The organism is Holdemanella porci (genome assembly GCF_019052655.1).
GTDB classification, from domain to species: Bacteria; Bacillota_I; Bacilli_A; order Erysipelotrichales; family Erysipelotrichaceae; genus Holdemanella; species Holdemanella hominis.
Map to the genome: position 1 here is coordinate 1 of NZ_JAHQVB010000022.1, position 12303 is coordinate 12303.

Here is a 12303-nt window from a genome sequence, read left to right on the forward strand (position 1 = left end):
TATGCTTTTTAACGTAATCACGATATCGTTCGCAAAAGTAGCTATACTGGTAAAATGGACTCTTGATTGACCGACAATCATCAACATATGCTTCCCATAGCAGTTTGATTGTGGTTCCTGGCTTTAATAGTTCCTTATGGATGTAATCAAAATCAGGTTGCTTAATGGATAAATTGATTTTCAACTCCTGTTCAAATAATAAATTTTGGACATCTGATTTACTGAGATCTTTAATAGATGACCAACACACTTTCTTGTCATCAGCTACATTAAAAATTTTTCTTATTGTATCCCTTGAAATTTTAAGAGATACAGAAATCTGTCGTTGAGTATAGTTTTGTGATCTCATTTCCAAAACTCTTTTAACATCCCGCATAAAAAAACGCCTCCTAATCGCAAGACTAGATAAGTATACTTACCTGTTTTTATCTTACAACAGGAGGATGATATTTTATATCTACAATATGGGTGTGGACTTATACAACGGATTCAATTGCCTTCGTCGCCGTATCAACTGGACTTATTTTACCATTCAGCTGTGACCAACTTTTAAAAACGATCCTGAAAAGATTCTAAATCGCTGTTTGGATTTTCAAGTTGAAGACGAAGTTCTTCTGCCATATCTGAAAATTTCATGATTTTGTTACTTCTGTAGTTCCTATTGACGACAATACATTTGAATGGTACCTTAATCTTAGCGGCGAGAGTTAAGTAAAAGCAAGAATGAATCTCAGTGGTACTAAAAACAAAAACACCATGAAATTAGAGGAAATTGAAGATATTTCCTCATTACATATAACGGATGAAAAAAGACAGTCCAGAATATTTTCTTTACTTCATAGGCTGCTATTAAATTCGAAAAATAAAACACGTAGGAGTTGATTGATTTCAACTCCTTTTTCCTTCATAATACTTTTATTGAGGTTAATGTATGGATTATGTATATGTGACAAAAGAAAATATTGAACAAGAACACATTTGTTGTGCCATTAGTAGTAATTCAGATGTCCAAGTAAGATCAAAGAAAGATTGGTTGTCTGATCGCTTTGAAGAAGGACTTGTCTTTATTAAATCATCTGTAAGAGGGAAATGCTTTATTGAGTATATTCCTGCAAAGAATGCGTGGATTGGTGTGGACGCAGAAAATTATATGTATATTGATTGTCTATGGGTTTGTGGATCTTTAAAGGGTCATGGCTATTCGAGTGAATTATTAAATATGTGTATTGAAGACAGTAAGAAGAAGGGAATGGATGGAATTTGTATCTTATCTACAAAAAAGAAGACGCCGTATCTTGCAGATCCTAAATTTTTAACATATAAAGGTTTTAAAATCTCTGATGAAGCGAGTAATGGTATTCAATTGTGGTACTTGAATTTTAATGATTCAAAAGTTCCTCAATTTAAATCTTGTGCAAAAGAATGTCATATCGAAGAGTCTGGCTTTGTCTTATATTATACAAGTCAATGTCCTTTTAATGCGAAGTATGTTCCGATTATAGAGAATGTTTCAAAAGAACAAAATATAGAATTTAAAGCGATTCATATAGATACAAAAGAAAAGGCGCAGAATGCGCCAACTCCTATCACTACCTATGCCTTATTCTATAATGGTGATTATATAACGAATGATGTAATGAATGAGAAGAAGTTTTTAAAACTTGTTGAAAAGCTAAAATAGGCACTAATTATCTTGAGACATGATGGTTTTAAATAATAAATATACCAAGTAAATTGTGTTTAGTGCAAATGGAACAATCAGATTGGTACTAATAAGGCTTGCAAAAAATAGAATGTGGGATAAGGAATTTTCTTCTCCACTCACAATCACATATGGAGACATTGCCATAGTTAAAAAGATCAAAAAATAGATTGCTAAAATGACTAGAAATGATTCTTGTCTTGTTTCATTCGTAAATTCCTTCTTGATCTCATATTTGGCTTGCACTTTAAATTGTTTTGTACTAAAATTCTAAATGTAGTAGATAAATCTGGGGAGCTATTGCTGAGAGGAAGTTCGACTTCGACCCATTAAACCTGACGGATAATGCCGGCGTAGGAAGTATAGATTTTTTTGACCTGTCTTTTTACGTTGCAGGTCTTTTTATTTTATTGCCTTACTGTAGGGGAGCGCCTAGAGTATAGAAAACAAGCGAGGGAGCCTGAATTGACAGGATGAGAGAGGACTGTTTGTCTAATACCGAGACCACAGATGGTTTTTTGCGTGTTTTCTAGGCCATCTGTATCTGTAGGAGGTAGTATTATGAATAAACACAATTACTTATTAAGCTTAGTCTTTTTTTCAATGATGGTAGCTGTTGGAGTAGTCATTTCTCCAATCTTACGTGTAGAAGGAATGTGTCCTATGGCACACTTGATTAATATCACAATGGCTGTATTTATGGGGCCTTGGTATTCATTTCTTTGTGCTTTAGCTATTGGTTTAATTCGTATGACAGTTATGGGAATTCCACCATTGGCTTTAACTGGTGCCATTTTTGGAGCTACATTATCTGGTATTTTATATCGTGTTAGTAAAGGAAAAATCTGGGCTGCCGTACTTGGTGAAGTCATTGGTACAGGTTTAATTGGTTCTGTTCTTTCATATCCAGTGATGACATATTTATGGGGAAGAACTGGACTTACATGGATGTTCTATGTACCTAGCTTTTTAATGGGTACAATCATCGGTGGAAGTATTGCGTATGTTTTATTGAAGTCGATGTCTCGTAGTGGAATCCTAGAAAATATTCAAAGAAAGTTAGGAGTGCAAAAATTTGTTGAAACAAACGAATAATTTGATTCACTGTATCACAAATCCGATTTCAATTAATGATTGTGCAAATCTTATATTAGCTTTAGGAGCGAAGCCAATTATGGCTTGTCACCCCGATGAAGTTGATGATATCACTTGCCATTCTGCGGCTTTGGCATTAAATTTAGGTAACTTTGATGATGTAAGAGCTAAGTCTATGATGATTAGTGCAAAATGTGCCAAAGAAAAAGGAATACCATTCATTTTAGATTTGGTTGGAGTGGCTTGTTCAACACTTCGATTAAATTATGCCAAAGAACTTGTTTCTTTATATTGTCCAACCGTCATTAAAGGGAACATCAGTGAATGTAAAGCTTTTTATGGGATGACAAGTCATGCGCACGGTGTAGATGCGGATGTTCTCGATGAAGAGAATATCTATGAAAGCGCAAAATGGCTAAAGGACATGGCTTTACATCTTGGTTGTGTAGTTGTTTGTAGCGGCAAGATTGATGTCATTACAGATGGTAAAGACGTGAATTTAATTTCAAATGGTTGTGAAATGCTTTCAAGAATCACAGGCACTGGATGTATGTTAAATGTGGCAATCGCTACATTTTTAGCTAGTTATTCTCCATTATTGGCTTGTATTAAGGCAACTTGTTATTATGAAGTTGCTGCAGAAAAGACGAAAAGTGAAGGACCTGGAACTTTTCATATGCATTTTATGGATGAGATCTATAAACTTACCAGTTTTGATGAATCTTTGTTTAAAATTGAGGTGTTAGGATGAAAAAAGTAGATTATACATTATATTTTATTACCAATTCAGATGGTTATGATGAAGAAACTTTTTTAAATAAAGTTAAAGGGGCATGTCTAGGTGGAGCAACCATTATACAGCTTCGTGAAAAAAATAAGTCGACTTTAGAGTACTATGAACTCGCTTTAAAAGTAAAAGAGATTACTGATTTTTATCATATTCCATTAATTATTGATGATCGAATCGATGTCGCAATGGCTGTAGGATGTGGTGTTCATTTAGGAAATGAAGATATGCCAATTTCTGTAGCTCGTAAAATAATGGGAAAAGATTGTATTATTGGGGCTACCGCAAAGACTGTTGAAGTTGCAAAAAAAGCAGAGGCTGATGGTGCTGACTATTTGGGTTGTGGTGCTATTTATCCGACAAAGACGCATGTGAAGACGACGATTACGAGTGTGGAAACATTGAATGGCATTTGTTCGGCTGTCAAGATTCCGGTCTGTGCGATTGGAGGATTAAATAAAGACAATCTTTCTGTTTTAGAAAAGAGTCCTATTCAAGGTGTTTGTGTTGTATCGGCTATTATGGATCAAGAGGATACAAAAAAAGCAGCTGAAGAATTGAAGAAATCGATTCAAAAAATCGTGGCATAACAAATGCCACTTTTATTTTTGAAAAATATAACCTAAAATAGTAATTGCGAGAGAAAGAAAAATATTAGTGCTTTCAATCACCATTGTTGCCCTCGTATTGATTCTTGAAGCATGTATATTAAGATATGTAAATGAAAAGAATGTGCAAACCACATCCTATGTATTATTGGATCGTGTGATTGCGGATCTTGATAAAAATGAGTCGAATGAAGAGCGATTTGTGAAATAATTAAAAGATGATTATATAGTACGTGCTAAAGCCATATCTTATATTGTGGATGCCAAGCCGGAAGTTGAATATGATATTGATAAACATCAAAAAATCGCATCTTTAATGTCCGTGGATGAAATTCATTTTATTGATGATACGGGAACGATCTATTCGGGTTCGATACCTAAGTATTTTGGATATAGCTTTGATTCAGGTGAACAAATGGCTTTCTTTAAACAGATGTTAAATAATAAAGATTTAACATTATGCCAGGATGTCACGCCAAATACGGCTGAAGCTAAAGAGATGATGTATGCGATTACTTGGAATGAGTCGAAAACGCATATGGTTCAAGTGGGTATTACGCCAAAGCGTCTTTTAAAGGAGTTGAAACAAAACTAAATTTCAAATGTTGTAGCTGATATGCCTGTGTATAAGGGAATGGAAATTTATGTGGTGGACGCAAAGACAAAAAAGATTTTGGGAGCAACAGATGCATCGTGGGTTGGAAATACGGCTCATTTCAATCATAAAGGCTATCGATTTGTAAAACGTAAACATGGAGATTATATTGTAGCTGTATGTATGTTGGAGTCAATGAATGCTCAAACTAATATTGTTGCGATATTGATTGTCGGTATTTATCTAACTTCAGCTTCATGCTTACTTGTTTTAATGCTTTCTAGAGTATTAAAGGAGAAGTATGAAAAAGAAAAGTATATGTATACTTCAAATACGGATGAATTGACGAAATGTTTCAATCGACGTGCGTATGATACGGATATGGAACAGTTAGATTTAAATACGGAATGGGCTTATATATTTTTAGACTTAAATGGTTTAAAACAAGCCAATGATTCACTTGGGCATAGTGCAGGAGATGAACTGATTTGTGCGGCTAGTAACTGCATGAAGTTTGCGTTTGCCTCTTATGGAAAAATATATCGTATTGGTGGAGATGTATTTGTCGTATTGATTCAAGAATCTGTATCGAATATCGATTCTATATTACAAGTATTTGATGTGACTATTCATGATTGGCATGGTAAGTATTCCAATTCAATATCTGTATCATATGGTGTCGTCAAGTCTTCTGAACAAGATTTTGATTCAATTCATTCTGTTTCTAAATTAGCGGATGAAAGAATGTATAAGAGTAAATCTGAGTATTATAATATAAGTGGTAATGATCGAAGAAGCTATAACGAATAAGTGTTTAGCTTCTTTTTTTTGTTAATTTTTAGTGTAAGCACTAACAATTGGTAAAAATTTTCATAAATTGAGAATTGAATTATCGGAAGAAGAAAATAATTTTCTAAACAAATATGACATATTGAAAATGAATTTTATGTCACTTATGATGAATTTGCGAAATGACAAAGAAAGGAGAAATGATATGTTCGATCATTTGTTTCAACCCATTAATATCAATGGAATGATTTTAAAAAATCGAATCATTGCGACACCTACAGGGGATGATTTTGAAGAAAAAGCTATGGGAGGTGCAGCCATGGTGATTGCGGGTCATGCCATTGTAGAACCAGGCAAATCAAGTTTTTCCAGTCCAGATGAACCCTACTTATTTTCAAAATATGAAAGGGAAAAGACTAGAGAAAGAGTTCTAAAAATTCATAAAGGTGGTGCTAAGGCATCAATTGAAATTTTCCATGGTGGACAAGATGCAAGAGTCCATGGATACGCGAAAGGGCCAAGTGAATTTGTTCGTGATGATGGTGTAGAAGTTAAAGAGATGGACGAAGAAATGATGGAGGAAACGTTAGATTGGTTTGCACAAACTGTACAAGGTGCTAAAAAAATTGGTTTTGATAGTATTTTCTTACATTTTGGTCATGGTTGGCTTCCTGCTCAATTTTTATCTCCACATTATAATCATCGTACAGATGAATATGGTGGAAGCATTGAAAATCGTTGTCGCTTTCCATTAAGAATTTTGGAAACTGTTCGAAAGGCAGTTGGGAATAATTATCCAATTGATATGCGAATTAGTGCATATGAATGGATTGAAGATTCAATTTCGTTTGAAGATGTTTTATACTTCTTGAAACAGGCTCAAAAATATGTAGATACAGTACAAGTTTCTTCGGGTATTGATAAAATTTTTGAGGCAAACGTTCATTGTATTACAACAAATTTAGAGGAAGCAATGCCGAATCTTAAATATGCGAAGAGAATCAAAGAAGAGCTTGATATTCCAGTTTCAATGGTAAGTGCCATTCTGACGCCTAAGATGGCGGATGAAATCATTGCAAAGGGATATGTAGATATGGTGGCTTTTGGTAGGTCTTTATTAGCTGATCCATATTGGCCAAAAAAAGCAATGTTAGGACATCCTGAAGATATAGTACCTTGTTTGCGATGTTCAAATTGTTATCATATTGCAACCGATCATTGGAATGTAGGATGTTCTGTAAATCCTAGATTTCATAATGAAAGCTTTGTTCCTTCACAAAGATGTATTGGTAAAACTTCTGAAAAGAAACATGTGGTAATTATTGGAGCGGGTCCAGCTGGATTAAAAGCAGCTATTACAGCATCAGATCGTGGTCATGATGTGACTTTAATTGAAAAAAGTAATTCTTTAGGTGGTTTATTAAAGGTTATTGCCAGTGAAAAACATAAAGAAGAAGTACAAAGATTATTGACATATTATCGAACACAAATTGAGAAGCGTTCGATTCGAGTCTTATTAAATACTGAGGCTACTCCAAAAATGATTAAGGAATTAAATCCAGATTCTATCTTAATTGCGATGGGTGCAAAAGAAAGAATTCTTCCAATTCCTGGAATTGATAATGAAAAGGTTGTATTGGCAACAAAAGCGATTCTAAATCCTGAAATGTTAGGCCAAAAGGTAGCAATTCTTGGTGGTGGAAGTATTGGTTGTGAGATTGCATTAGAACTTGCAGAAGATGGAAAAGATGTCTCAGTAATAGAAGTAACAGATGTCTTGGCAGCTAATGCAAATTCGTTATATCGTGAGGCGTTAAGACAAAAATTTTTACTTCATGATAATATTCGCTCTTTATTAAGTTGTAGTTGTACGAAGATTGAGGATGTGAATATTTGGTATAAGGATAAAGATGGAAATCAGTTGAATTTACCATACGATACTTTGATTTTATCGACTGGACTTGTTCCGCAGATTGATTTAGTTGAACAATTCTATGGTATTTGTAGAGATACGGTGGCGATTGGAGATTGCATTAGACCATCAAGTATAATGAATGCAAACTATGAAGGTTTTGTGAATGCTTTAAATATTTAAAAAGTTAGAATAGTAAAGGAGAGATGAAAAATGAAAGATTATTCAACTTTGATTCAAGAAATAATTAAAGGAGTAGGCGGTACAGATAATATTGAAAACTGTATTCATTGTGCCACTCGATTACGATTTACATTAAATGATGGAAGTAAGTTTGATGAGAAAGCATTGAAGAATGTAAAGGGAGTTCTTGGAACTTTAGTGAGTTCTGGATATTATCAAGTTTTAATTGGAACACATGTTACAGATGTATACAATCAATTGATGGAACTTCCTGAATTAAAAGCAAAAGGATTAACAGCATCAAAAGAAGTGGAAGTAAATGAAAAAGTAGGTTTGCTTGATCGTTTTTCTAGATTGATGTCAGATGTATATGCACCATATATTCCGCTTTTGGCTACAGGAGGTATTGCTTCAGGTCTTATTGGATTACTTGCCAATATGGGACTTGTAGATAGTGCGGGACTTACATATCAAACATTCTATGCGATTTTCTATGCGTTGATTAACTTCTTCCCAATTTTATTAGCATTTACAGCCGCGAAACACTTTAAATGTAATCAATATGTAGCTGTTACTTTAGGAGCTGTCATTATGTATCCAGGTGTTTCTAATTTGTTGGTTACGGGTGAAAAAGCTTCATTATTAGGTATTAATTTTACTGCATATAACTTTACAGGATCATTTATTCCTATTTTATTAGCTATTTTCTTTATGAGTTATTTTGAAAAAGCATTAAAGAAATATTTGCCACAAGTTACACAATTTATTTTAGTACCATTATTATGCTTAGTTGTTTTTGCTCCACTAACTATCTTGGTATTTGGACCTGTTGGTGGAATGATTGCAAATGGAATTACAGCTGTTTATAACTTGATTTGCGCAAATACAATTTTGGTAGGCGTTGTATTTGGTGCCTTCTTCTCATTGGTAATTCTACTTGGTATGCATTGGGCTATTACTCCAATTTTGTTAGGTGTTATGGCAGAACAAGGATTTGAACCTGCACTAGCTGCTGGTGGTATGGGTAACTATGCTGCTTTAGGTATATGTTTGGCCGTCGCATTATTTGCTAAAAATGCGGGTGATAAAGCGACAGCTGGATCTGCAGCATTCACAAATGCTTTATGTGGAATCACAGAACCTGGACTTTATGGTATTATTTTGAGAAACAAATGGTTAATTGGATCTATGATTGTTTCTGGAGCTATTGGAGGTTTAATCTTAGGGATTGGTAAAGTTGCAGCAACTAACTTTGCATTCTCTGGAATCTTAGCATTTAGTGGATGGTTTGGATGTGTGAACTTCCCAATGTATTGTATTGGTATTGTGGCAGCAATTTTAGTTGGATTTGTAACAACAGCATTCTTGTTAAAGAGCGGAAAAGTTAAAGAATTTGATTAAAATTGTCCTAATTTAATTTAAGTTCTCTCCTTATACTGGTTACTGTATTTGATATAATGGAATTGTTAAGGTAATGATAGGGGGAGAACTTTTTATGATTATTGATAAACTAATAAAACATGAAGAATTTACGGATATTGAAAAAAGTATTGCAGATTATTTGTTAAGAAATGGATACGAAGTAAAAAATATGTCTATTTCATCTCTTGCTCAAGTCACATATTCTTCAACTTCAACAATTACAAGATTTTGTCATAAATTAGGATTGGATGGATATAAGAAATTTCAAATCTTATTTAATTCAGAGTATGAGGCTTATGCAAAAAATGGTGTAGTTAACGTAAATTATCCTTTTACCGGAGAAGATTCATATGAACAAATTGCTAAACAATTGGAAAGATTGAATCAAGAAACAATTGCGAAAACGATATCTTGTTTTAACTACAATCAGTTCCATCGAATTGTTAGAAGAATGGATAAGGCAGATATGATCAATATATTTAGTGTAGGCACATCAGTAACTGTAGCTATGGAATTCCAACAAAAGATGCTACGCTTTGGTAAAATTGTGAATTTAACACAGGAAGCATGCTTTTTACCGGGTTATGCTTTAGCTGGAACTGAGAATACAGTAAATCTAGTGATATCTTTATCAGGCGAAAATCGAGATGTTGTTGAAAGCTTGCATTTATTAAAAAAACAAGGACGTTATACTGTTGGTATTACTTCAACTCCAAATAGTACGGTAGCACGTGAATGTAAAGAAGTTATCTTAGTGGATATTGAAGAAAATAATTCATATGAGGCAAAAATAGATACATTCGCAATATATAGTGCTTTTCATTTTGTTTTAGATTGTCTATTTTCCTTTTTGTATCAATATAATTATGATAGTAATACGAAAATCACAAAAGAAAAGGCTTATATGATTGAAAGAAATAAAAATAGAGGTGATGATGATGGCATTTAAAAAAGATTTTTTATGGGGTGGAGCTTGTGCTGCTAACCAATTTGAAGGTGCATGGGATATCGATGGAAAAGGAATCTCCGTTTCGGATATGTGTACGAATGGTACAAAGTTAAATCCTAAAAGAATTACTACAAAAATTGAAGATCATACTTTATATCCAAGTCATGAGGCGATTGATTTTTATCATCATTATAAAGAGGATATCGCATTGTTTGCTGAAATGGGATTTAAAGTTTTCAGAACTTCCATTAATTGGACAAGAATTTATCCTACAGGAATGGAAGAAGAACCGAATGAAAAAGGTTTAGAGTTTTATGAGAATGTTTTTAAAGAATGTAAAAAATATGGAATCGAACCCTTAGTTACTTTGAGTCACTATGAAATGCCATACGCATTAGTCGAAAAGTATAATGGTTGGGCAAGTGTTGAGGTGATTTCTCTTTTTGAAAAATATTGTCATACTGTCTTTGATCGATATAAAGATTTAGTAAAATATTGGCTTACATTTAATGAAATCAATGGAGGAGTCACAAAACTTGGAACCGTTTTATCTTTAGGTTGTGTTAAAGATTATAGTGGTCCTGTTGTAGAGGCGGATTGTAGTCCGCAAACTCGTTTTAAAGCCTTACATCATCAGTTAGTCGCATCCGCAAAAGTAATCGCATATGCACATAAAAATTATCCTCAATTTAAGATGGGAGACATGAATGTTTTCTTAACGTCTTATCCTAGAACTTGTGATCCTTTGGACGTTTTAGAAAATCAAAAACATAATCGTGTGTTGAATTGGTTTTGTTCGGATGTACAAGTTCGTGGTGAATATCCTTCTTATATGAATCATTATTTTAAAGAGCATTATATTGATTTAAAAATCAGCGACGAAGATAAGAAAGTTTTAAAAGAAGGAACAGTAGATTTTTATACGTGTTCATATTATATGTCGTCTTGTATTACTACACATGATGACGATGAAACTGTAGAAGGTAATTTAGCGGGTGGCGTAAAAAATCCTTATCTGGAGGCATCTGCATGGGGATGGCAAATTGATCCAGATGGACTTCGATATAGTTTGAATGAGATTTATGATCGTTATCAAATTCCAATTATGGTCGTAGAAAATGGCTTAGGCGCATATGATACGAGAAGTGATGATGGTAGGATTCATGATTCATATAGAATTGATTATTTACGTAGTCACATTGAAGCTATGGAGAATGCAGTTGAAGATGGTGTGGACTTAATTGGTTATACACCATGGGGATGTATTGATTTAGTCAGTGCTTCGACTGGAGAAATGGCAAAGCGCTATGGCTTTATATATGTAAATAAATTTGATGATGGTACTGGTGATTATTCTCGTGAAAGAAAAGATTCTTTTAATTGGTATAAAAAGGTTATCGCATCAAATGGAATGGAAAAATAAATATGTTTAAGTTTTTTGAAAAGAAAGAAAAATTAGAACCATTAAATGTTGATGACACTTCTGTTGTCGCAATGGCGGAGGGTGAATTAATAGATATAAGTACAGTACCAGATGATATATTTTCAAAAAAATTAATGGGAGAAACAACAGCGTTTGATTTTGGAAATGACAAAGTAACCCTTTGCTCTCCAGCCAATGGGACTTTATCTGTGCTATTTCCTACAGGACATGCTTTTGGAATTCAAATGAAGAATGGTATGGAATTATTGGTTCATATTGGCATTAATACAGTGGAAGCCAACGGAGATGGTTTTAAAGTCATGAATGTTAAACAAGGAGATGTTGTTAAAGCGGGACAACCAATTGTTGAAGTTGATTTTAAAAAGCTATCAAAAAAATATAATATAAATACAATGTTGATTATCACAAATAATTTAGATACGCCTGCTCAATTTACAGAACCAAAATCTGTTAAACGAGGGGATAGTGTGTTAAAGTAATTAAAAAGCATCTCTAGGGATGCTTTTTGTTTTGATATTATTTATTAACGGCTTCTTTTAGAGCTTTGGCAATTTTGAACTTAACAGATTTGCTAGCTTCAATTTGAATCTTTTCTTTCGTTAGAGGATTAATTCCTTCTCTGGCTTTTCTTTCAGTGATTTCAAATTTTCCAAATCCTGCAAGATCTACCGTTTTTCCTTCACTTAAACCTTCAAAGATTTGTGTAAGTGCCAAGTCAACAACTTCAGTAATGTCTTTTTTAGTTAAATGAGAATCTTGGGCAATGTTTGAAATGATGTCCTTTTTAGTTAATTTTTCCATGTTTATAAGTCTCCTT

Annotated in this window: 14 protein-coding genes, 1 pseudogene and 1 riboswitch; of the genes and pseudogenes, 12 read left to right on the top strand and 3 right to left on the bottom strand. The window is 33.6% G+C overall.

The annotated features are described in order from the left end of the window. A pseudogene (locus tag KTQ83_RS05560) lies at positions 1–376 on the bottom strand (IS21 family transposase); the annotation flags it as partial. A gap of 555 nt (positions 377–931) precedes the next feature. Here KTQ83_RS05560 and KTQ83_RS05565 point away from each other — a divergent pair. Next, positions 932–1681 (top strand): GNAT family N-acetyltransferase, encoded by a 750-nt coding sequence (locus KTQ83_RS05565; protein ID WP_217256209.1) that lies wholly within the window; start codon positions 932–934, stop codon positions 1679–1681. 3 nt (positions 1682–1684) lie between these two features. Here the strand turns inward: KTQ83_RS05565 and KTQ83_RS05570 are convergent, their stop codons facing one another. Next, entirely contained in the window at positions 1685–1948 is a 264-nt protein-coding gene (locus tag KTQ83_RS05570) for a hypothetical protein (protein ID WP_217256210.1), read from the bottom strand. Positions 1949–1982: 34 nt separating this feature from the next. Further along, positions 1983–2079, top strand: a riboswitch (TPP riboswitch). Between the two features lie 184 nt (positions 2080–2263). On the opposite strand from KTQ83_RS05570, the gene thiW reads away from it, so the two are divergent. The 11 genes from thiW to KTQ83_RS05625 all read left to right on the top strand — a co-directional run bounded on the left by thiW (position 2264) and on the right by KTQ83_RS05625 (position 11965). Beyond that, a complete protein-coding gene (gene thiW / locus KTQ83_RS05575; RefSeq protein WP_040466267.1) occupies positions 2264–2797 on the top strand; it encodes an energy coupling factor transporter S component ThiW in 534 nt (177 codons plus the stop codon). Next, entirely contained in the window at positions 2778–3548 is a 771-nt protein-coding gene (thiM, locus tag KTQ83_RS05580; RefSeq protein WP_117923616.1) for a hydroxyethylthiazole kinase, read from the top strand. Before thiW ends, thiM begins: the two co-directional genes overlap by 20 nt. Beyond that, positions 3545–4174: a thiamine phosphate synthase gene (thiE, locus tag KTQ83_RS05585; protein WP_217256211.1), complete on the top strand. Its 630-nt coding sequence runs from the start codon at positions 3545–3547 to the stop codon at positions 4172–4174. Before thiM ends, thiE begins: the two co-directional genes overlap by 4 nt. Before the next feature lie 67 nt (positions 4175–4241). After that, complete coding sequence (locus tag KTQ83_RS05590; RefSeq protein WP_217256212.1) at positions 4242–4403, top strand: hypothetical protein; 162 nt, start codon at positions 4242–4244, stop codon at positions 4401–4403. Positions 4404–4448: 45 nt separating this feature from the next. Continuing rightward, a complete protein-coding gene (locus tag KTQ83_RS05595) occupies positions 4449–4787 on the top strand; it encodes a hypothetical protein (protein ID WP_217256213.1) in 339 nt (112 codons plus the stop codon). 39 nt (positions 4788–4826) lie between these two features. Continuing rightward, positions 4827–5597 (top strand): GGDEF domain-containing protein, encoded by a 771-nt coding sequence (locus KTQ83_RS05600; RefSeq protein ID WP_217256214.1) that lies wholly within the window; start codon positions 4827–4829, stop codon positions 5595–5597. Between the two features lie 184 nt (positions 5598–5781). Then, on the top strand, positions 5782–7671 hold the full coding sequence (locus tag KTQ83_RS05605) for an oxidoreductase (protein WP_244975787.1): 1890 nt from the start codon (positions 5782–5784) through the stop codon (positions 7669–7671). A 30-nt stretch (positions 7672–7701) separates the two neighbouring features. Next, positions 7702–9072: a PTS transporter subunit EIIC gene (locus tag KTQ83_RS05610; protein ID WP_217256215.1), complete on the top strand. Its 1371-nt coding sequence runs from the start codon at positions 7702–7704 to the stop codon at positions 9070–9072. Positions 9073–9166: 94 nt separating this feature from the next. After that, complete coding sequence (locus KTQ83_RS05615) at positions 9167–10042, top strand: MurR/RpiR family transcriptional regulator (protein WP_217256216.1); 876 nt, start codon at positions 9167–9169, stop codon at positions 10040–10042. After that, positions 10032–11465, top strand: coding sequence for a glycoside hydrolase family 1 protein (locus tag KTQ83_RS05620; RefSeq protein WP_280636084.1), 1434 nt, complete (start codon positions 10032–10034; stop codon positions 11463–11465). Before KTQ83_RS05615 ends, KTQ83_RS05620 begins: the two co-directional genes overlap by 11 nt. A gap of 2 nt (positions 11466–11467) precedes the next feature. Beyond that, positions 11468–11965 (top strand): PTS sugar transporter subunit IIA, encoded by a 498-nt coding sequence (locus tag KTQ83_RS05625; RefSeq protein WP_217256218.1) that lies wholly within the window; start codon positions 11468–11470, stop codon positions 11963–11965. 37 nt (positions 11966–12002) lie between these two features. Here the strand turns inward: KTQ83_RS05625 and KTQ83_RS05630 are convergent, their stop codons facing one another. Beyond that, positions 12003–12287 (bottom strand): HU family DNA-binding protein, encoded by a 285-nt coding sequence (locus KTQ83_RS05630; protein ID WP_217256219.1) that lies wholly within the window; start codon positions 12285–12287, stop codon positions 12003–12005. Between the last annotated feature and the right edge of the window lie 16 nt (positions 12288–12303).

What these genes read in the sequence shown, in the direction of transcription:
- KTQ83_RS05605 (WP_244975787.1), top strand. Translation starts at nt 5,782, where the DNA reads ATGTTCGATCATTTGTTTCAACCCATTAATATCAATGGAATGATTTTA.
- KTQ83_RS05625 (WP_217256218.1), top strand. Translation starts at nt 11,468, where the DNA reads ATGTTTAAGTTTTTTGAAAAGAAAGAAAAATTAGAACCATTAAATGTT.
- thiE (WP_217256211.1), top strand. Translation starts at nt 3,545, where the DNA reads ATGAAAAAAGTAGATTATACATTATATTTTATTACCAATTCAGATGGT.
- KTQ83_RS05565 (WP_217256209.1), top strand. Translation starts at nt 932, where the DNA reads ATGGATTATGTATATGTGACAAAAGAAAATATTGAACAAGAACACATT.
- KTQ83_RS05600 (WP_217256214.1), top strand. Translation starts at nt 4,827, where the DNA reads ATGGAAATTTATGTGGTGGACGCAAAGACAAAAAAGATTTTGGGAGCA.
- KTQ83_RS05630 (WP_217256219.1), bottom strand. Translation starts at nt 12,287, where the DNA reads ATGGAAAAATTAACTAAAAAGGACATCATTTCAAACATTGCCCAAGAT.
- KTQ83_RS05615 (WP_217256216.1), top strand. Translation starts at nt 9,167, where the DNA reads ATGATTATTGATAAACTAATAAAACATGAAGAATTTACGGATATTGAA.
- KTQ83_RS05620 (WP_280636084.1), top strand. Translation starts at nt 10,032, where the DNA reads ATGGCATTTAAAAAAGATTTTTTATGGGGTGGAGCTTGTGCTGCTAAC.
- thiW (WP_040466267.1), top strand. Translation starts at nt 2,264, where the DNA reads ATGAATAAACACAATTACTTATTAAGCTTAGTCTTTTTTTCAATGATG.
- KTQ83_RS05610 (WP_217256215.1), top strand. Translation starts at nt 7,702, where the DNA reads ATGAAAGATTATTCAACTTTGATTCAAGAAATAATTAAAGGAGTAGGC.